General features: G+C 70.5%; 12 protein-coding genes and 1 pseudogene. 5 read left to right on the plus strand and 8 right to left on the minus strand.

Translation table 11 applies throughout. The annotated features are described in order from the left end of the window. Positions 1-45: 45 nt before the first annotated feature. The 7 genes and pseudogenes from ABZ855_RS06090 to ABZ855_RS06120 all read right to left on the minus strand — a co-directional run bounded on the left by ABZ855_RS06090 (position 46) and on the right by ABZ855_RS06120 (position 9,606). Positions 46-1,476 (minus strand): polysaccharide deacetylase family protein, encoded by a 1,431-nt coding sequence (locus ABZ855_RS06090; protein ID WP_360801653.1) that lies wholly within the window; start codon positions 1,474-1,476, stop codon positions 46-48. Between the two features lie 143 nt (positions 1,477-1,619). Beyond that, positions 1,620-5,363 carry a helix-turn-helix domain-containing protein gene (locus ABZ855_RS06095; protein ID WP_360801656.1) on the minus strand — a complete coding sequence of 1,248 codons (3,744 nt, stop codon included), beginning with the start codon at positions 5,361-5,363 and terminating at the stop codon, positions 1,620-1,622. Positions 5,364-5,616: 253 nt separating this feature from the next. Then, positions 5,617-5,715 (minus strand): annotated as a pseudogene (locus tag ABZ855_RS06100) (deoxyxylulose-5-phosphate synthase); the annotation flags it as partial. 60 nt (positions 5,716-5,775) lie between these two features. Then, entirely contained in the window at positions 5,776-6,654 is an 879-nt protein-coding gene (locus tag ABZ855_RS06105) for an alpha/beta fold hydrolase (RefSeq protein WP_360801659.1), read from the minus strand. 197 nt (positions 6,655-6,851) lie between these two features. After that, the gene (locus tag ABZ855_RS06110; RefSeq protein WP_360801662.1) at positions 6,852-7,421 is read right to left on the minus strand and encodes a TetR/AcrR family transcriptional regulator; all 570 of its coding nucleotides are present in this window, start codon (positions 7,419-7,421) and stop codon (positions 6,852-6,854) included. A gap of 79 nt (positions 7,422-7,500) precedes the next feature. Beyond that, positions 7,501-8,796: an SNG1 family protein gene (locus ABZ855_RS06115; RefSeq protein WP_360801665.1), complete on the minus strand. Its 1,296-nt coding sequence runs from the start codon at positions 8,794-8,796 to the stop codon at positions 7,501-7,503. Between the two features lie 168 nt (positions 8,797-8,964). Further along, the gene (locus ABZ855_RS06120; protein WP_360801668.1) at positions 8,965-9,606 is read right to left on the minus strand and encodes a TetR/AcrR family transcriptional regulator; all 642 of its coding nucleotides are present in this window, start codon (positions 9,604-9,606) and stop codon (positions 8,965-8,967) included. 259 nt (positions 9,607-9,865) lie between these two features. Here ABZ855_RS06120 and ABZ855_RS06125 point away from each other — a divergent pair, with 259 nt between their 5' ends. The 3 genes from ABZ855_RS06125 to ABZ855_RS06135 all read left to right on the plus strand — a co-directional run bounded on the left by ABZ855_RS06125 (position 9,866) and on the right by ABZ855_RS06135 (position 15,556). Beyond that, entirely contained in the window at positions 9,866-12,217 is a 2,352-nt protein-coding gene (locus tag ABZ855_RS06125; protein WP_360801671.1) for an MMPL family transporter, read from the plus strand. 301 nt (positions 12,218-12,518) lie between these two features. After that, a complete protein-coding gene (locus ABZ855_RS06130; protein WP_360801674.1) occupies positions 12,519-13,223 on the plus strand; it encodes a DUF4232 domain-containing protein in 705 nt (234 codons plus the stop codon). Positions 13,224-13,312: 89 nt separating this feature from the next. Next, the gene (locus tag ABZ855_RS06135) at positions 13,313-15,556 is read left to right on the plus strand and encodes a PQQ-binding-like beta-propeller repeat protein (protein ID WP_360801677.1); all 2,244 of its coding nucleotides are present in this window, start codon (positions 13,313-13,315) and stop codon (positions 15,554-15,556) included. A 3-nt stretch (positions 15,557-15,559) separates the two neighbouring features. Here ABZ855_RS06135 and ABZ855_RS06140 read toward each other — a convergent pair whose 3' ends face one another. Further along, the gene (locus ABZ855_RS06140) at positions 15,560-16,420 is read right to left on the minus strand and encodes a helix-turn-helix transcriptional regulator (RefSeq protein WP_360801680.1); all 861 of its coding nucleotides are present in this window, start codon (positions 16,418-16,420) and stop codon (positions 15,560-15,562) included. 172 nt (positions 16,421-16,592) lie between these two features. Here ABZ855_RS06140 and ABZ855_RS06145 point away from each other — a divergent pair, with 172 nt between their 5' ends. Both ABZ855_RS06145 and ABZ855_RS06150 read left to right on the plus strand, forming a co-directional pair. Continuing rightward, positions 16,593-17,381: an SDR family oxidoreductase gene (locus tag ABZ855_RS06145; RefSeq protein WP_360801683.1), complete on the plus strand. Its 789-nt coding sequence runs from the start codon at positions 16,593-16,595 to the stop codon at positions 17,379-17,381. 85 nt (positions 17,382-17,466) lie between these two features. Beyond that, on the plus strand, positions 17,467-17,682 hold the full coding sequence (locus tag ABZ855_RS06150) for a 4-oxalocrotonate tautomerase family protein (protein WP_360801686.1): 216 nt from the start codon (positions 17,467-17,469) through the stop codon (positions 17,680-17,682). Positions 17,683-17,877: the final 195 nt, after the last annotated feature.

Below are 17,877 nucleotides of genomic sequence, written 5' to 3' on the forward strand. Positions count from 1 at the left end.
GCGCCGGAATCTGGTGGTGCGGCGATTTGGCGGCCTACGCGGTGCTCAGAGGCTGGCGCGCAGGTGGCTGACCGTGACGAAGTGGTAGCCGCGGGCGGTGAGGGTGCGCAGGATCTGCGGGACCGCGGCGACGGAGGTGGGGTGGATGTCGTGCATCAGGACGACGCTGTTGCGCTGCGCCTTGTCGATGACGGTCTGGGCGACCTTGGCGGCGTCCGGATATTTCCAGTCCTCGGTGTCCACGTCCCAGAGCACCGGGGAGAGGCTGGTGGCCGACCGGACCGTGGAGTTGATGGCGCCGTAGGGCGGGCGGAAGAGGGTGGGCTCCTTGCCGGTGGCGGCCTTGATGGCGGCGCTGGTGCGGTTGAGCTGGGAGGCGATCTGCCCGGGGGTGAGCTTGGTGAGGTCGGGGTGGTTCCAGGAGTGGTTGCCGACCTCGTGTCCGGCACGGGCCTCGGCGCGGACCAGGTCGGGGTGGGCGGCGACGTTCTGGCCGACGGTGAAGAAGGTGGCGCGTGCCTTGTACTGGGCCAGGTAGTTCAGCAGGGTCGCGGTCTCGGGAGCCGCCGGTCCGTCGTCGAAGGTGAGCGCGACGCAGGTGACCTGCTTGCAGTCGGTGTCGTCGTCGCCGGACGCGGTGTGGGTGGGGACGACCGGGCTGGGGGTGTTCCTCGCGCCCAGGTCGAGGGAACGGCTGGGGGTCATGGTCTGTCGCTGGGCGCGCTTGCCGAACGCGGACAGCCAGGGGGTGACCGTCTCCTCGGAGAGGGTCACCTGGAAGGTCCCGGCGGGCGGCGGGCCCACCTCGCCGCTGTCGAAGCTCACCTGCAGCCCGCCGTCGGCGGTGAAGGCCATGTTCTCCAGAGCGGTGACGCGGGAGGCGGGGTCGGAGAGCGCGCCGTCGAAGGCGGTCGTGTCGAAGCCTTCGCGCCCCTTGAGCTCGTCTTTCAAGGCGGCGATGAAGGCGTCACGGGAGTCGTCGGCGATGAGTTCGAGAGCAGGGGCGTAGTCGCCCGCGTCACCGTCGTACCAGTACGTCTTGGTGGCCAGCCCGGACCCGGCGCCGCTGCCGTCCTGTGTGGTGAGCCGGACGCCCAGTACATCGCCGGAGGCCACCAGGAACCTGTGGCTGACGTTGAACTCGGCGCCTGAACCGCTGTCGCACGCCACCTCGCGGAATGTGGCCAGGCGCTGGTCCACCTCCTTCTTCATCACGGCCGTCATCGCCTCCGCGCCGGGCACGTCCGGGTAGCTCGTGGCGAACGGACAGGAGCGCTCCTCGCTGCTGTTGCTGACGATCCGCAGACCCTTGATCTTCGACGGGTCGACGCTGTGGACGGGTGAGGGCGAGGGGGATGCGGCAGCGGCACGCGGAGGGCCGGCGGATGCCGGCTCCGAGGAACCTGGGGAACAGGCCGTGGTGATCGAGAGGGTGCCGAGCAGCAGGAGCGAGGGCAGCAGGGTGTGAGTGCGCATGGGTGACCAGAACCTGAGGGAGGGGAGGGCGGACGCCGTCGGCGGGCGCCGCGGTCGTTCTGGTCACGAGCGTCCAGGTCAGAGGCGTTTTTCAGCGACCCTCGAGGCCACTCTGAAAAATCCGGTTCCTGTGAGCGGCCGCGTCAGCCGCTGGTGGGGCAGACGCTTTCGTACGGCGCGTCGGGGACGTAGGTCCGCCATTGCGCCGCGGTCAGCCCGCCGCCGGCGCGGGCGCAGACGGTGTCCACGACCTGGTCCGGGGCGACAGAAAAACGCAGGAGCGGCACGTGGGGGCTGCCGGCGTAGACCGTGCCGCCGTCCTCGGTGAAGGCAAGGGAGTCGATCCCGTCGCCGGGCGTGGGCAGGTCCGTCCCGAGAGGCTGATGTCCCTCGGTGTCCCACAGCCTCAGCGTCCCGTTCGCGCCGCCCACGGCGAGTGTGCCGCCGTCGGAGGAGAAGGCGAGCGCCCCCACCGCCTCCGGTTCGCCCTGGGTGACCGTGTCGGAGGTGCCGGTCAGTGCGCCGGTGCGGTCGCGGATCGCGCCGTCCCACAGGGTGACGTGCCCGGTGGAATCGCCGACGGCGAGCTGGGTGCCGTCGGGGCTGAAGGCGAGCGCGGTGACCTGGCGGCCGTCGGCGAGCGCGCGTCCACTGACCGTTCCGGCCCCTGGATCGACGTACTGGTCGTCGGAGCTCACGAGCAGATCCCCGTCCGGTCGCCCGGCCAGTGCCTCCCCGGAGAAGCCGCGCACGGTCCCCGACCGCCGGTGGTCGCGGGTGTTCCAGACCTCCGTCGTGGAGGTGCCGTCGGTGAAGCGGACGGCCAGCAGGGTGCGGCCGCCGGGTCCCAGGGCGAGGGCTGCGGCAGGGCGGTCGGCCGCGCCGGAGGTGTCGAAGACCGTACGGATCCGGTGTTTGCGTACGTCCCACACGGTGAAGCGCAGCCGCGACGAGCCGTGGGAGGACGCGGTGTCGGCGAGGGCCAGGGCGCGGCCGTCCGGGCTGAAGGCCAGCAGGGGAACGTCCTCGTCGGAGGTGCTCGGCAGCGGGCCGAGCTTCGCGTGCGCGAGGACCGTGCCCGTGCGCGTGGCTCGCAGCTCGAAGCGGTATTCGGCGCCGGAACGGGTGACGGTGGCCAGGGTGGTGCCGTCCGGGCTGAGCACGCTCGCGTCGGTCGGTGTGCTGTGCCACCGCGGGGCGAGGCGGGCGGTCAGGTCAAGGGTGTGAACCGTGGCGCCGTCGAGGTAGCGCAGGAGGTCGGGATTTCCCCGGTCCCACGTCAGCCAAGCGGCCTCGTCCTTGGACATCGGCCGGTCGAAGACCTGGGTCCCGCCGGTGGCCAGTCGCCAGACGGCGAGTTCGTGGTCGTCCGCCGTGGCCACGAACTCGCCGTCGGCGGAGAGCGCTGCCTGTGTGAAGCCGGTGCTCCCGGCACTGGCGAAGTCGGCGAGCGTGCGTCCGCTGGGGACGTCCCAGACAAGGGCCCGCGTGCCGTAGACGGCGGCCAGCCGGCTGCCGTCCGCGCTGAACCGCAGCAGGCGGGAGCCGCTGTCCGCACCGGTGCCGGTTCCGCAGACGGTCCCGTCCGCCTTCTCCCAGGCTCCCGGGAGCCGTTTGCGGCCGACGGTGTCCCACAGCTGGAGTGGCCCGTCGGCGGGACAGAGGGCGAGCAGACGTCCGCCGGGGCCGACCGCCTCCGAGGAGAGTGTGCGCGCGAGGTCGGTGGTGAACAGGACTTGGCCGTCGTCCGTCCGGTGCAAGGCGGCTGCGCCCGGGCCGTCGGGTGGTCCGGTGAGGTACGTTTTCCCGTCCGGCGAGCTGCCCCGCAGTGACGCGTTGCCCAGCTCGGCCTCGGATCTGCCCGCCGGAAGGTTCCACAGCCTGCCTCCCCCGTCCGGCCCGATGACATCGAGGAACCGGGAGTCGGGCCCGACATCGCCCACCTCCGTACCGCTCGGCAGGCGGTAGGTGGCGGTGACCTTGTGGTCGGTCACATTCCGGGCGGTCACCGTGGTGCCCTCCACGCTCAGCAGCGTCCGGCCGCTGTCGGCGAGGAAGCGCCGGACGTCTCTTCCAGCCACCGGGTCGGTGAAAGCGTCGCGTTCCGGCTGTGTCAGAGACCCAAGCAGCGCCGAGCGGGACTCGGTGAGCGGGGCCATCTTCCATGCCGCCACCCCGAGCAGGGCGGCGGTGCGCGGATCGGTGGAGCGCAGGCTGCCGGCCACGGTGGCCAGGCGGCGAGCGGTGGCCTTGGCGGATTCCTCCCGGCTCACCTCGTTGCGCTGCCAGGCGACCAGGCCGGCGGTCAGCGCCAGGACGAGGAACACGGACAGGGCGATGGTCAGGGAACGCGTCCGGCGTGCGGTGCGTGTCTCGGCCTCCCGCTCGGCGTCCTGAGCGGCGAGGGAGGCAGTGAGGAAGTCCCTTTCCAGAGGGGTGAGGTCGTCGTTTTCCAGGAGGGTGAGGTCGTCGTTCGGCTGACCGGCGAACAGTTCGGCGGCCCGCGCCAGCCTCGTGCCCCGGTACAACGCTCCGGGATCACGCGCCAACTCCTCCCAGCCGCGAGCCGCCTCACCGAGTCGGCGCTGGGCACGCAGCCTTTCCCGGCTCTCCTCGATCCAACCGGCAAGACGCGGCCAGCCGGTGATCAGCGCCTCGTGCGACAGCTCCACCGTGTCGCCGTCCAGGGTGACCAGACGGGCGGCGACGAGACGCTCCAGCACGCCCTGCGCACCGCTGCCGAGTTCGGCGCGGGATGCCGGACGGCGGGTGTCGGCCGTGCCGTCGCCAGGAGCGATGAGCCTCAGCAGGATGCGCCGGGCGATACGGTTCTGCTCCGCCGGCACCTGGCTGTACACCTCCTCGGCGGTGGCGGCGATCGCGCCCCGTACTCCGCCCGCCTCCTCGTACGCCGCCAGGGTCAGCAGGCGGCCACGCCGACGGCGCCAGGTCTCCAGCAGGGCATGGGAGAGCATGGGCAGCGCGCCCGGCTGGTCGACGACCTCGTCGATGATCCGGGCGGTGAGGGTGCGCTCCACGTTCAGTCCGGCGGAGGCGGCCGGGCCGGTGATCGTCTCGCGCAGCTCGTCCCGGCTCATCGGCCCGACCAGCAGGTTGGCCCGGCTGACGGCGGAGGCCAGCTCACGGTGTGCGGAGCAGTGGCCGTAGAAGTCGCCGCGGACCGCGACCACCACCCGCAGTCCGCTCTCCGGCCGCCGGGCCGCGAGCAGCAGGTCGAGGAACCGGTCGCGTTCCGCCCGGTCGTGGCACAGCGTGAAGAGTTCCTCGAACTGGTCGACGATCACCCAGGTCTCCTGGCCACCGCCGCGCGGCACCAGTGCCTCCGCGTGCGTGCGCGCGGGCTGTTCTCCGGGGGCGAGCACGCGGATCACCGCAGGCCGCTCCGCGCCCGCCGCCTGCCGCAGCCTCGGAATCAGTCCCGCCCGCAGCAGGGACGACTTGCCGCTGCCGGACGGCCCGAACACCGCGACGAACCGGTGCTCGCGCACCAACTCCACCAGTTCGGCAACGAGAGTCTCCCGGCCGAAGAACAGTTCGCTGTCGTGCGGTTCGAACCGCGCCAGCCCCCGGTACGGCGGCTTCTCGTCCGGTATGGATGTACGGACCTCGACGTCCGCCTCCCGCCAGTGGCGCTCCCATTCGTCCGGGTCCGCGTCCAGCGCTTCGGCGTACGCCCGCACCACCGCCAGGGAAGGCAGCTGATCACCGGCCGCGGCCTGGGACATCGCGGTGATGGAGTAGCCCGCCCGTGCGGCCATCTCCCGGTACGGCGGCTTTCCCGCCTTCTCTCGCAGGAGCCGCAGTTCGTGCGCGAGGCGCTGCACGGCACCGGCGTCGGGATCGACCGGCTTCTCACGTCGTCCCACCGGGAACACCTTTCACACACGTCAGGCGTTCAAGCTACTTTTTCACCCGACCCCCGGCAAACCTGACCGTCTGTGACGCTGCCCACGGGACACCGACCCGGGGACTCCAGGTCCATCCGGCAGGCGAACAACGACCGGCGTACGCCGTGGCCGGGCAGCGGGTCCGGTACCGCGTGTCGACCGTCGTCATCGACACGGAGGTGCACACCGTCAGGCCGGTAGCCGACCGTCACGGTCGCGCAGGGCGGACTCGACAGCAGCTTTTGTGGAAGCGAACGCCTGCATGCAGGAGCACGAACAGCGTCCGCCAGGCTGCGGTGTCCCGGCGACGTGGAGCCGCGAAGGCGGAACCCTGAGGCGTGGTCCGTGCCGGGCCCCGTGCACGTACCGCCCCGGGCGAGTGGACCGGCGGTCATGCCTCCGTGTGCAGTAGGGCCGCCAGCTTTTCCGGCCACTCCAGTGCGATGAAGTGGTCCACTCCCGGCAGCTGGGTGAACTGGGCGTCGGGCAGCAGTCGCTTGTTGGCCGCCCGGTCGGAGGGGCGGGACCAGTCCTTCTCCCCGTAGACCAGGTGGACGGGGGCCTTGACCTCGGGGTAGCGCGAGCGGGCCGCGATGAGGCTGGGCATGTTGCGGTAGAGACCCCGGGCGACGTCCGGGTAACCGGGTCGCCTGCCCACCTGGATCAGCTCGTCCACGTAGTCGTCCCGCAGCGCGGCCTTGTCGCCCACGCCGCCCTGCAGGATTCTGCGCAGGACGGGCTTGGGCTCCTGCTGGGCGATCACCGCGCCCAGCCCCGGAGCCTGGATTCCGCCGATCACCGCACGCGCCAGGAGGCTGGACCGGGCGATTCCGTCACGGTAGTCGTACGGGTTCACGGCCACGACGCGCCGTACCCGCTCCGGCAGATCGGCCGCGGTGGTCAGGGCGAGCACCCCGCCCAGGGACTCCCCGACGAGCGTCACGTCGTGGAGGTCGAGTTCGGTGAGGAGCCGTTCGACACCCGCGCGCAGCGCCGGCTCCTCGTACGACGCACCGGGCACGATCTCGGAGTAGCCCATCCCGGGCAGGTCCAGGGCATACACCGTGTACTGGTCGGAGATCAACGGGATGAGGAAGCGGAAGTGCTCGGCCTGCGTACGCACCGTGTGCAGCAGGACCAGCGGAGCGCCGGTGCCCGCTTTCAGATAGCGCAGCGTTCCCTCGCGACTGTCACGGCCTCCACGCGGGGCAATGGTGTGACTGGTGGTCCCGGGGATGTGAATCGTCGGACGCGCCTCTTGGTTGGGCATGTCGTCGTCTCCTTGTGCGATTGCGTGGAAACGATCGGGAAACCGATCGGTTTCCAGTACTGTAAACCGATCGGTTTCCCGGCCGCAAGTCCCAGGGCTCCACAGACGCCGCAAGACCTTGATTCACGCAGGAAAACGACATACGCCAGAGGGGCCCGTCAGGTCGACGAGCCCCTCTGGCTGCAGGAAGCGGCTGCTCAGCTCACGTCTGCCACATCGAGCAGGGCGGTCACGGTCGGCGCGACGAGCCCCGTCAGTTTGTCGGCTTCGATTCCCGCGCGGGCGCTGGCGCCGTCGAAGACCAGGATCAGCTGCCTGGCCAGCAGGTCGGGGTCGCTCGCCCCGCCCTGTGCGGCCTCACCACGGAAGAAGGCCGTCAGGTTGGCCTTGATCCGGTGTGCCTCCTGGCTCGCAGGATGGCTCTGATCCTTCAGCTCGATCTGCACAGCCAGGTACGGGCAGCCTCGGAAGTCGGGCGCGGCCGCCTGCGATTCCAGCCGCTCGAAGACGTGCATGATGCGCTCGCGGGGTGAGCGGCCGTCGTCCGCCGGGGGCACGAGTCCGGCCACGAACGCGGCGGCGCGCTCCTTCACGCTTGCCGCCAGCAGATCGTCCTTGCTCTCGAACAACTGGTACATGGAGCGCTTCGACACTCCCGCCGCCTTGCACAGCGCCTCGATGCCGATGCCGACACCCTCCTGGTAGGTCAGCTTGCCCGCTGCCTCCAGTAGCCGCTCTCGGGAACTTGGCTTCACATCCGTGGTCATGCCCCGAGAGTAACTCGATCCCGACGAAATGGACACCGATCGGTGTATGAGGGTGGCGTGCAGTCGAGCCCGCCGCGCGCTACACCGGGGCCGCGGTCTTCTCGGGCTCCGTCTCGGCGGGGATGCGGTGCAGCCCCTTGCGGTCGTACCAGCCCGTCACGCCGAAGCCGAACAGGGCGGCTGCCACCAGGGCGGCGCCCATCATGACCCAGGCCCGGGTGAGGCCGGCGTCGCCCTGGGCGTCGTAGTAGAGGATCGAGCGGATGCCGCCGGTGATCTGCCTCAGCGGCTCGAACTCGGCAAGGAAGCGATAGAAGGCGGGCAGCGCCTCGAGAGGGGTCGTGGCGCCCGCCGTCGGTACCGCCATGCCGATGAAGACCAGCGTGACCACCAGCATGCCGGGCGTGCCGAACACGGCGAGGAGCGTGAGCGCGCCGATGCCCGAGACCGCGACGGCGCACACCGAGAACAGCCACAGCAGCGGCAGATGGGAGGCGTCCATGCCCATGATGCCGACCGCGCCCGCCATGATCAGGCTCCCCATCAGCAGGGACAGTCCGGCCATGAGGGTGCTGCTGACGGCGAGGGTCTGCACGCGGGTGGCCCGGATCAGGGGGCGGTGCAGGCGCAGCGGGCCCATGTCGTTGTGGGTGTAGCCGAGGGCGTGGTCGACCTGGCCGTTGATGACGTTGGCGGCGAGCATCCCGACGACCACGAGGGCGAGCGAGTAGTAGAACGCCGTCAGGCCCAAACCGCTGTGCGAGTCGAGCGGGTGGCCGTCCTTCACGGTGACGGCGGCGGGGTCGGCGAGCAGGAGCCGCGCCGCGGTGGGCAGTTTCGCCTGCTCGGCGTCGGCCCGCGCGATCAGTTCCCTGCCCACCTGGAGCGAGGCGTTCTCGGCCGCCTGCGTCGTGGCCGTGCGCGCCAGGCTGGAACCCACGCTGCCGGCGGACTGGTTGGTCAGCACCGTCAGCGTCGGACGTACCGGGTTCTTGGCGCCTTCGGTCGTGGTGAGTGCGGTGATGGAGGAGGTGAAGTCGGCGGGGACGACGAGCGCGCCGAACAGCTTGCCCTTTCCTATCTCCTCCTTCATCTCCTTCTCGTCCATCACCTTCCAGTCGATCTTGTCCCCGCCCGCGGTGGACTTCGCGATCGAGCCGGTGATCTGACTGCCGAGGTTGACCTGGCTACCGCCCGCGTCGGCCCCCTTGTCGGCGTTGACGACGGCGACCGGGAGGTTCTTCATGTGGTCTACCGGATCGATGTTGGCGCCGACGTAGAACACCGTGAACAGCACTGCGAGTACGCCCGTGATGACACCGTTGGCGATCCACAGGGGTTTCGCGCGCAGGACGCGGAAGGGGTGAATGTTCATCGGTTACTCCGGTTTCGGCGACGCGGCCATGTCGGGGAAGTGAGCACTCGCGGCCAGCGCGGCGAGGACGCTGGGATCAGCTCGCGAGCGTCACCCCCGTGGAAACCGGTCGGCTTCGACGTATCGTAAACCGATCGGTTTCCAAATTCAAACCGGCGTGGTCGTGAATCAGGTGTGTGCGGCGACGTTGCCTACCGCGATGTGCAGATCGCCCTCTTCAGGCACCAGCGGGGGCAGGGGCGTCGCGTTGGCAGGGTTGAGCGAGTCGAAGAGCAGGGCGATGAAGCGGGCCCGCAGGGAGGGCGCGGTGCCGGGGAGCCCCAGGCCGACGACGGCCATGACGAGGAAGCGGGGAATGTCCTCCGCCGTGAGGTCGGGGCGGATCTCACCCTGCCGCTGTGCGCGCAGCAGTACGGGGTGGAGGGAGTCGCTGAGGCGCTGGAGCGCGTCCACGGCGACATCGGCGAAGTTGCTGGCGAAGCTGACCAGTCCCTGTTCCTGGACGACGAGGTCGAGCAGGTGTGTCGCGATGTCCTGGAGGGCCTGACGCGGGTGGGGTGCGTCGGCGGCATCGTCGATGAGGGGGAACAGGTCGGTTTCGAGGATGTCGTCCAGGACGGCCCGGACGATGGCTTCCCGGTTGGGGAAGTGGCGGTAGAGCGTGGCGATGCCCACGCCGGCCTCGGCCGCGATCTGCTCCAGAGAGGCCTCACCCCTACCAAGGACGATTCGTCCGGCTGCGGTGATGCGCTCCACGCTGGAGCGTGCGTCGACCCTGCGTTTGGGGGCGCGGTCCTTCGTGGTCGCCATCTGCGGCTCCTCCCTGCTCTGCGCTGAAGGCTATCGCCGCTACGGCGCCTCTCGAGCGGCCACTCCCCCGGCTCGACCGCTCACCGGCTCGACCACCCCCGCCCCGACCGCTCCCCGACGGACCACTCCTCGCGACCGCTGCCGGACTGCCCCTCGCCCATCCACTGCCCAAGCGATAGTCTCCTATCGTTTTGATAGTAGCCTCTCACTTCGCATGAGGTGTCGCCCGTCCGAGGGCGCCCGGAGATGGGAGAGAACTGTGTCCGTCCTGCTCTACCGGCTGGGAAGGTTCGCCTACGGCAAGCCCTGGTTCGTCATCGGGGGCTGGCTGGCCGTGGTGGTGGCCGTCGTGGCGCTGCTGGCGGTCAACCCCGTCAAGCTCAGCAACGAGGTGCGCATCGACGGCACCCCGGCCCAGGAGGTCATCGACGAGCTGGCCGTCGACCTGCCGGGAGCCTCCGGAGGTCAGGGCATGCTGGTCTTCCAGGCCCCGGCGGGTTCCCGTATCGACGAGGAGAGCGTCCGGACCCCGCTGCTCACGGCGGTGGACGCCGTCTACCGCCACGACCACGTGATCGACGTGAGGAAGGTTCTGGCCCAGGAAGCCGCCAAGGGGCAGGGCAGTGCGCTGATGCGGGCCCAGGCCGCGGTGGCCAAGGCTGCCGAGGCGCCGTCCTCCGGGCGGACACCCGTCCCGTTCCAGGTGGATGGCCGTCCGGTGCCGGGAGTCATCGTCTCGGCCGACGGGTCGTCGGCCCTGATGCAGTTCCAGTTCGACCAGCAGACCTACGAACTTCCTTCCGGGACCATCGACGAGCTCGTCCGGACCGCCGAGCGGCAGGCCGCGCACGGCGGTCTGAAGGTCCTGCCCTCCGCGTCGATGATGGAGATACCGGAGATCGCCGGGGTCGGGGAGATCGTCGGCGTCGTCGTCGCGGCCCTCGTCCTGCTGATCACGCTGGGCTCGGTCGTGGCAGCGGGCCTGCCCCTGGTCATCGCGCTGGTCGGTGTGACGGTCGGCGTGGGTGGAGCCTTCACCCTCTCCACCGTCTTCGAGATCCACTCCCTCACCGCGGTACTCGCGCTGATGCTGGGACTGGCCGTCGGCATCGACTACGCCCTGTTCATCGTCAACCGGGAACGCCGGCTGATCATGGACGACGGGCTGGACGCCCATGAAGCGACCGGTCGGGCCATCGGCACCGCCGGAAGCGCGGTCTTCTTCGCCGGCAGCACCGTCATCATCGCCCTGGCGGGGCTCCTGGTCATCGGGATCACCCTGCTCAGCGCCATGGCCGTCGTCGCCGCGGCCACGATCGCGATCGCCGTCCTGCTCGCCCTGACCCTGTTGCCGGCGCTGCTGGGCCTGGTCAAGGAACGCGTCTGCCCGAGTCGGACCCGGGTCAGGGCGCAGCGGCAGGAAGTCGCCGCCGCGCCCACGCGGGCCACCCCTTGGGGAGCGCGTCTGGTCCGCCACCGGTACCCCGCGCTCGCCGCCGCGTTCCTTGTTCCGCTGATCCTTGCGGTGCCCGCCGCCGACATGAAGATGGGCCTGCCCTCCGGGGCCAGCTACAACCCCGACACCGCGCAGCGCCAGAGCTACGAGCTGGTCAGCGACGCGTACGGGCCCGGCTACAACGGCCCGCTCATGGTCGCCGTCCGTTCCACCGTCAAGGACCGGCCCGTCAGCCCCGAGACCCTCGCCGCGGTCACCTCCGACCTCCAGGGCGTCAAGGGCGCGACCTCGGTCTCACTGGCCGGGATCAACAGCACCGGCACCACCGCCGTCCTCACCCTCGTTCCCGGCAGCGGCCCGAACGACGACGCCACCAAGGACCTCGTCACCGCCGTACGGGACAAGAGCGCGCGGATCAGCGAGACCCACGGTGCCGTCATCGGCATCACCGGCTTCACCGCGCTCGCCATCGACGTCTCCGACCGGCTCGCCGACGTCCTGCCCCTCTATGTCGCGACCGTGCTCGGGCTCTCCCTGATCGTCCTGCTCCTGGTGTTCCGCTCCCTCATGGTCCCGGCGATGGCCACCCTCGGCTTCCTGCTGAGCATCGCGGCCACCTTCGGTCTCACCACGGCCGTGTTCCAGTGGGGCTGGCTGCAGGACCTGATCGGCCTCGACGCCACCGCACCCGTGGTGAGTCTGCTCCCGATCATCATCACCGGCGTTCTCTACGGGCTCGCCATGGACTACCAGATGTTCCTGGTCACCTCCATGCGCGAGGCACATGTGCACGGCGCCTCCGCACGGGATGCCACCACGACCGGTTTCGCCCGTGCCAGTTCCGTCGTCGTCGCGGCCGCGACCATCATGGTGTCCGTCTTCGCCGGCTTCGTCTTCAATCCCCAGCCCATGATCAAGCAGGCCGGCTTCGCGCTGGCGGCGGGCATCCTCATCGACGCCTTCGTCATCCGCATGACACTCATCCCGGCCACCATGGCGATCGCGCGGGAGAAGGCCTGGTGGATCCCCGCCTGGCTGGACCGGCTGCTTCCCGACCTCGATGTCGAGGGCGACAAGCTGACGCAGTCGATCCCGCTGTCCCACCCTGCGGCTTCCCGGGCGCGCGCCGACCAGGAGGCGGAGACCAAGGCCTGACCGTCGTCGCGGTCTCGTCCCGCCCCGCCCACAGGTACCGGCGCGGGACGAGGCCGCGACGGCAGAGCCGGACCACGGAAGCAACGGAAGCAACGGAAGCAACGGAAGCAACGAACGGTGCCTGAGCAGCAATTGAGCACGCGGTGAGCGGTTCCTCGATCCACTATGGTCTGGTGTGGTCCGCCCCCGGCGGTCAAGAACCTCCTGTCATGCGGTTGCGCATCTCCTTCCAGAGGCTTCCCGCAGGTGAACGGGATCCCTTCAGAAAGAGGTAACCAGCGTGCGCGCGCCCCGACTTGCCATGGCCGCAGCCAGTTCCGCCGTTCTGGCCCTGGCCCTCACCGCCTGCGGTGGAGGCGACGGAGAGTCGGAGTCCGGCGCGTCGGCGACGCCGGAGTCCACGGGCGTGACCGCTACGGCGTCCTCCACTCCCGCGTCGCCATCGGCCTCGGCATCGGCCACCGGCACGGAGGAAGCCACGCCGGACACGAGCTCAGAAGGGTCCGGCGAGGGTGGCGGCGCCGGAGCGGAGGCCACCAAGTCCTCGTCCACCGGCAAGGGCACCAGCACCGTCAAGCCCGTGGACTGCGCCACCAGTTCACTGAGGTTCGCCGTCAAGGCGGTGAGGAATCCCGTCAACCACGTGCTCATCACGGCGACCAACAACGGCACGAAGGCCTGCCACCTCTACAGCTACCCGGCACTGCGGATCAGCGAGAACTCGCAGTCCGTCACCGCCGTGATCGGCGAGAGCAAGCCGCAGGCGGTCGTCACCCTCGACCGCGGCGCCACCGCGTACGCGGGACTGATCACCGCGTCCTCCGACCGCAACAGTGAGATCAAGGTCACCACCCCCTCGATCGGGCTGAGCCTGTTCGGCCCCGACGAGGAAGGCACCGACGCCGAGGTGGAGGTCCCCGTCCCGGGCGGCTCCCTGTACGTCGAGGAGGACAACGCCCAGGTCACGTACTGGCAGGACACCCCGAACGACGCACTCACCTGGTGACCGGCGACCGGGGCCCAACCGGCTTGCGCGGCAATGGCCTTGGCCTAAGCTGAGCCGCTGATCCACGTACGAAGAGGGTGTGACCGTCCATGCCGTTGCGAGATGGTGATCCTGAGTCCGTCGGGGGCTACGCCCTGCTCGACAGGATCGGCGCCGGCGGTATGGGCACCGTGTTCCTGGGCCGCTCGGCCGCCGGACGCAGGGTCGCGGTGAAGCTGGTGCACCCCCAACTGTGCGAGGACGAAGAGTTCCGGGCGCGTTTCCGGCAGGAGGTCGCGGCGGTCCGCCGGGTCAGCGGCGCGTTCACGGCACCCGTCGTGGACGCCGACCCGGACGCCGAACAGCCGTGGATGGCCACGCTGTACGTACCGGGCCGGAGTCTGGCGGAGTGTGTGGACCGCGACGGCCCGCTGCCGGCGCCGGAGTTGCGGATCCTGGCCCTGGGACTCATCGAGGCGTTGCGCGAGATCCACCGGGCCGGGGTGGTGCACCGCGACCTGAAGCCGGGCAACGTACTGATGGCCGAAGACGGCCCACGTGTCATCGACTTCGGCATCTCCCGCGCCGCCGACAACCAGCAACTGACCGTCACCGGGCGGGTGATCGGCACACCGCCGTTCATGTCGCCGGAGCAACTGCGCTCACCGCGCGATGTCACCTCGGCCTCGGACGTGTTCTCGCTGGGCTCGTTGCTTGCCTACGCGGCGACGGGGAACGGCCCGTTCGACGCGGACACGCCCTACATGGCGGGCTATCAGGTGATGTACGAGCCGCCGGCGTTGGACGGGGTTCCGCAGCCACTGCGGGACATCGCCGCCCGCTGTCTGGACAAGGACCCGGCGGCGCGCCCCGGACTGACCGAACTGCACGACTGGTTCCGCGCGTTGCCCAAGACAGCGACCGTCGGCGTCGGCACCGATCTCATCACCGCTTCCCGAGAAGAGCAGGGTCGCCCAGACGATCCCGGACCCGCCGCCCCTGTCCCGGAAGGGTTCCCCGACGCCACCGCCGACGCCGACGCGGTTCTCACCGCAGGGAGCACAGCCCTCGGGGACCTCACCGCTCCCGTTCGCGCCCCCGTCGCCGACCGGCGCCCGCGTGGGAAGGGTCGCGCCCGACGGCTCCGGCTGCTCACGGCCGTCGCCACGGCGGTCGCCGTCACCGGGGTGAGTCTCGCGGCGGTCAACGCCTTCGACGGTGACGGGGCAAGCACCGGGCACACTGCCTCGCTGCCCGCGGGCTGGCGGCCCTGGCAGACGCCGCTGCGCTTCGGTGCCGCGTCCGACGCCACCATGGACTCCGGTCCGCCGGGATGCGTGCCCGCGGGCAGTGTCCTCTACTGCGGGGGCGAGGGATTCACCGTCGCCAAGGTCGACGCCGCCACGGGCCACGTCATCTGGCGCTCGGGTGACTCCGTACAGAATTCGACACCGTACGGCGTACGGGACGGGATCGTGTACGTGGCCGAGCAGACCCAGGGTGAGTTCCGGACCGCTGCCGTGGACACCGCGACCGGGAAGCGGCGGTGGGCCCGGGAGACCCCGAACGACGACTCGGTGGTCTTCAGCGGCGGGCTGCTGACCTCGACGGGTGACATCCAGGGCTTCAAGGCGTACGACAGGTCGGGCAGGCAGCTGTGGCAGTCGCCGAAGGCCGCGTTCTGCGAACCGCTCGCCCTGGCGGGTGTTCCGTACGGCGAGTGCACGATCGCCGGCGAGCCCGGTCACGTCCCCGTCACCCTGTTGCGGCTCGACCCCGCCGACGGCACGGCACGCAGACTCGCGACCCTGCCGATCGGGGCGAAGAACCTCGGGCTGTCCCGGGGTGAGCCGGTCTACACGCAGCCCGCGGCGGCCGCGAACCAGGACGGGCAGATCGACAGCGAGCGTCAGTACACCACGCTGCTGCGGGTCGACCCGCGCACCGGCACCGTCCGCCCCCTCCCGCTGCCCCGAACCCTGCGCGGCGCGCCTGCCCTGCTCGGCGACGTCGTGGTCTTCGCCCAGACCAACGGGACGGTCACCGCGGTGTCCGCCACCGACGGCAGGCAGTTGTGGCAACGAGCCACGGGCATGGAGGGCCTTTCGCAGCCGGTCCTGTCGGCGGCGTACGGGCGGATCTACTTCACCAACCGGATCGGCCGCGTGCTGGCCCTGGAGCTGAGCACCGGCACGGAACTCTGGCGCACCTCCGCCGTCGACATCCTCGGGGACGCGTCCCAGGACTGGGTCCCGAGCCTGACCCTCGTCCGGGACGAGATCGTGGCGATGGCGGGCAACACCCTTTTCTCCGTGGGCCCGCAGGGCCCCGAGAAGCAGACCGCCGAGAACTGAACCTCAGCGATGCGTGCTCTCGTCCGTGGACATGTCCTGGGTGCCGATGACCGAGAGCAGTTCCAGCTGGGCGGCGCCTTCCGTGCCGGGCGGGGCGCTGAACCACAGCAGTCGCTGGCGTCCGTCCTCGCTGAACAGGGTGTGGCAGTCGAGTTCGACGACGCCCAGCGTGGGATGGACGATGCGCTTGTGGTCGGTCCGCCGCAGGGCGACGTCGCGCGTGTCCCACAGGGCGGCGAACTCCTCGCTGCGGCGCCGTAGTTCGGCCACCACCGCGGCGACCTCCGTATCACGGCCGCGCCGGGCGGCGACGGCCTGGAGGTCGGCGACGAAGGCCCGGGAGTGCTGCGGGTGGTCGTCGGCGGGATAGATCTCCCGGGAGGCGGGGTCGGTGAACCACCGGTACACGAAGCTCGCCGCGACACCGCGCCGCTCGGGGGCACGGCCCACCAGGGCGGCGGCGAGCTCGTTCTGTACGAGGGTCTCGTGGAGGTCGGTGATGATCTGCGCGGGTGTCCTGGTGAGCCGGTCGAGCAGGCCGAGGAGGGCCGGCTGGGCGTGGGCGTTCGGGCTGTGGGCCGCCGAGGGGACGGGCCGGTCGGCGAGGTGAAACAGGTGGTCGCGTTCGTCGCCGCCCAGCCGTAGCGCCCGTGCCAGCGCGGCCAGCACCTGTGACGAGGGCTGGACGTCGCCTCCGCGTTCGAGCTCGGTGTAGTAGTCCGCCGACAGTCCGGCCAGCTGGGCGACCTCCTCGCGGCGCAGGCCCGGGACCCGGCGGCGGGGTCCGGTGGGCAGTCCGACGTCGGAGGGCCGCACGCGGTCGCGCCGGGACCTCAGGAACGCGGCGAGCTCAGGAAGGTTCACCTTCCCATCATCACTTGCGCCGAGGAGGCGCAGCCAGGGGACGCCAACCCCAGGGTGGGCGCAGCCCTGGCTGCGCCTCGCCGACCGGGCGACTGTGGTGTGGACGGCGGCCGAGCTGAGGGTTTCGATCCGCAGCCCCCGCCGGCCCTTCCTTCCTGCACCGGAGTTCTCCATGCCAAGTTCGAATGTCCTGGCCAGTGACACCGCGTCCGGCCTCGCCCCCGACCCCGACCGTCCGCGCGTCGCCGTCGTCACCGGCGGCTCCCGGGGAATCGGGCGCCGGACCGTGCACCGGCTGGCCGCCGACGGATTCGCGGTGGTGGTCGGCTACGCGGGCAGCAAGGACCTCGCCGAGTCGGCCGTCGAGGAGGTCATCGCCTCGGGCGGCCGGGCCGTCGCCGTACGCGCCGATGTCGCCGACGAGCAGGCGGTGGCCGAACTGTTCGCCGTCGCCGCGTCCGAGTACGGCGGTGTCGACGTCGTCGTCCACGCGGCCGGCCGCGCCCATACGGCGCTCATCGCCGACCTGGACATGACGGAACTGGACGCGCTGCACCGCACCAACATCCGCGGCACCTTCGTCGTCGCCCAGCAGGCCGCCCGTACGGTGCGCCGGGGCGGGGCGATCGTCACGTTCTCCACGTCCGTGGTGGGCCTGGCCTTCCCGGGTTACGGCGCCTACAGCGCGAGCAAGGGCGCGGTGGAGGCCGTGACACTCATCCTGGCTCGCGAACTGCGCGGCCGGGACGTGACCGTCAATGCCGTCGCGCCCGGTCCCACGGCCACCGACCTGTTCCTCGACGGCAAGGACGAGGAGACGGTGGCCCGGCTGGCGGCCCAGCCGCCGCTGGAACGGCTCGGCACCCCTGACGACATCGCCGAGACGGTCGCCTTCCTGGTGTCCCCGGCCGGTCACTGGATCAACGGCCAGGTCGTCCGCGCCAACGGCGGCATCGTCTGACCGGTCGGCCTCGTCCCTTCAGCAATCCCTTCAGCAATCCCCTCAGCATTCCCTTCGGCACCACACGCACAGAGAGAGAACCGAAATGCCGTTCGCGAACTTCAAGGTCCCCGCAGGCACCCTCACCGAGGAGCAGAAGGAACAGATCATCACCCGCGCCACCGAGCTCTACGTCGACGTGTACGGCGAACGCGCCCGCGCCACCACCCTCGTCCTGGTCGAGGAGGTCGCCGACGGCGGCTGGGGCATCGGCGGCAACGTGCTGACCCTTGCCAAACTCCAGCAGACCCCGGAGAGCTGACGGAAACGCAGTCCGGTGCCGGGGGCGGCCCGGGCCGGCCCGGCCGGTCAGGGATCAACGTACGGCCCACTGCGTCAACACCAACCGCAGTGGCCGGTGATGCCCCAGGCATACGGGACGACGCCCCCAGCGAACGGAGACAAGCATGTCCTTCGACGTTGCATTCGCAGTGCATCGGGTTTCAACCGGTGGTGA

Source organism: Streptomyces sp. NPDC047042 (genome assembly GCF_040644035.1).
GTDB lineage: Bacteria > Actinomycetota > Actinomycetes > Streptomycetales > Streptomycetaceae > Streptomyces.

Excerpts from the sequence above, each read along its gene's own strand:
- ABZ855_RS06090 (WP_360801653.1), bottom strand. The coding sequence starts at position 1,476 with ATGCGCACTCACACCCTGCTGCCCTCGCTCCTGCTGCTCGGCACCCTC.
- ABZ855_RS06105 (WP_360801659.1), bottom strand. The coding sequence starts at position 6,654 with ATGCCCAACCAAGAGGCGCGTCCGACGATTCACATCCCCGGGACCACC.
- ABZ855_RS06120 (WP_360801668.1), bottom strand. The coding sequence starts at position 9,606 with ATGGCGACCACGAAGGACCGCGCCCCCAAACGCAGGGTCGACGCACGC.
- ABZ855_RS06115 (WP_360801665.1), bottom strand. The coding sequence starts at position 8,796 with ATGAACATTCACCCCTTCCGCGTCCTGCGCGCGAAACCCCTGTGGATC.
- ABZ855_RS06130 (WP_360801674.1), top strand. The coding sequence starts at position 12,519 with ATGGCCGCAGCCAGTTCCGCCGTTCTGGCCCTGGCCCTCACCGCCTGC.
- ABZ855_RS06145 (WP_360801683.1), top strand. The coding sequence starts at position 16,593 with ATGCCAAGTTCGAATGTCCTGGCCAGTGACACCGCGTCCGGCCTCGCC.
- ABZ855_RS06110 (WP_360801662.1), bottom strand. The coding sequence starts at position 7,421 with ATGACCACGGATGTGAAGCCAAGTTCCCGAGAGCGGCTACTGGAGGCA.
- ABZ855_RS06135 (WP_360801677.1), top strand. The coding sequence starts at position 13,313 with ATGCCGTTGCGAGATGGTGATCCTGAGTCCGTCGGGGGCTACGCCCTG.
- ABZ855_RS06150 (WP_360801686.1), top strand. The coding sequence starts at position 17,467 with ATGCCGTTCGCGAACTTCAAGGTCCCCGCAGGCACCCTCACCGAGGAG.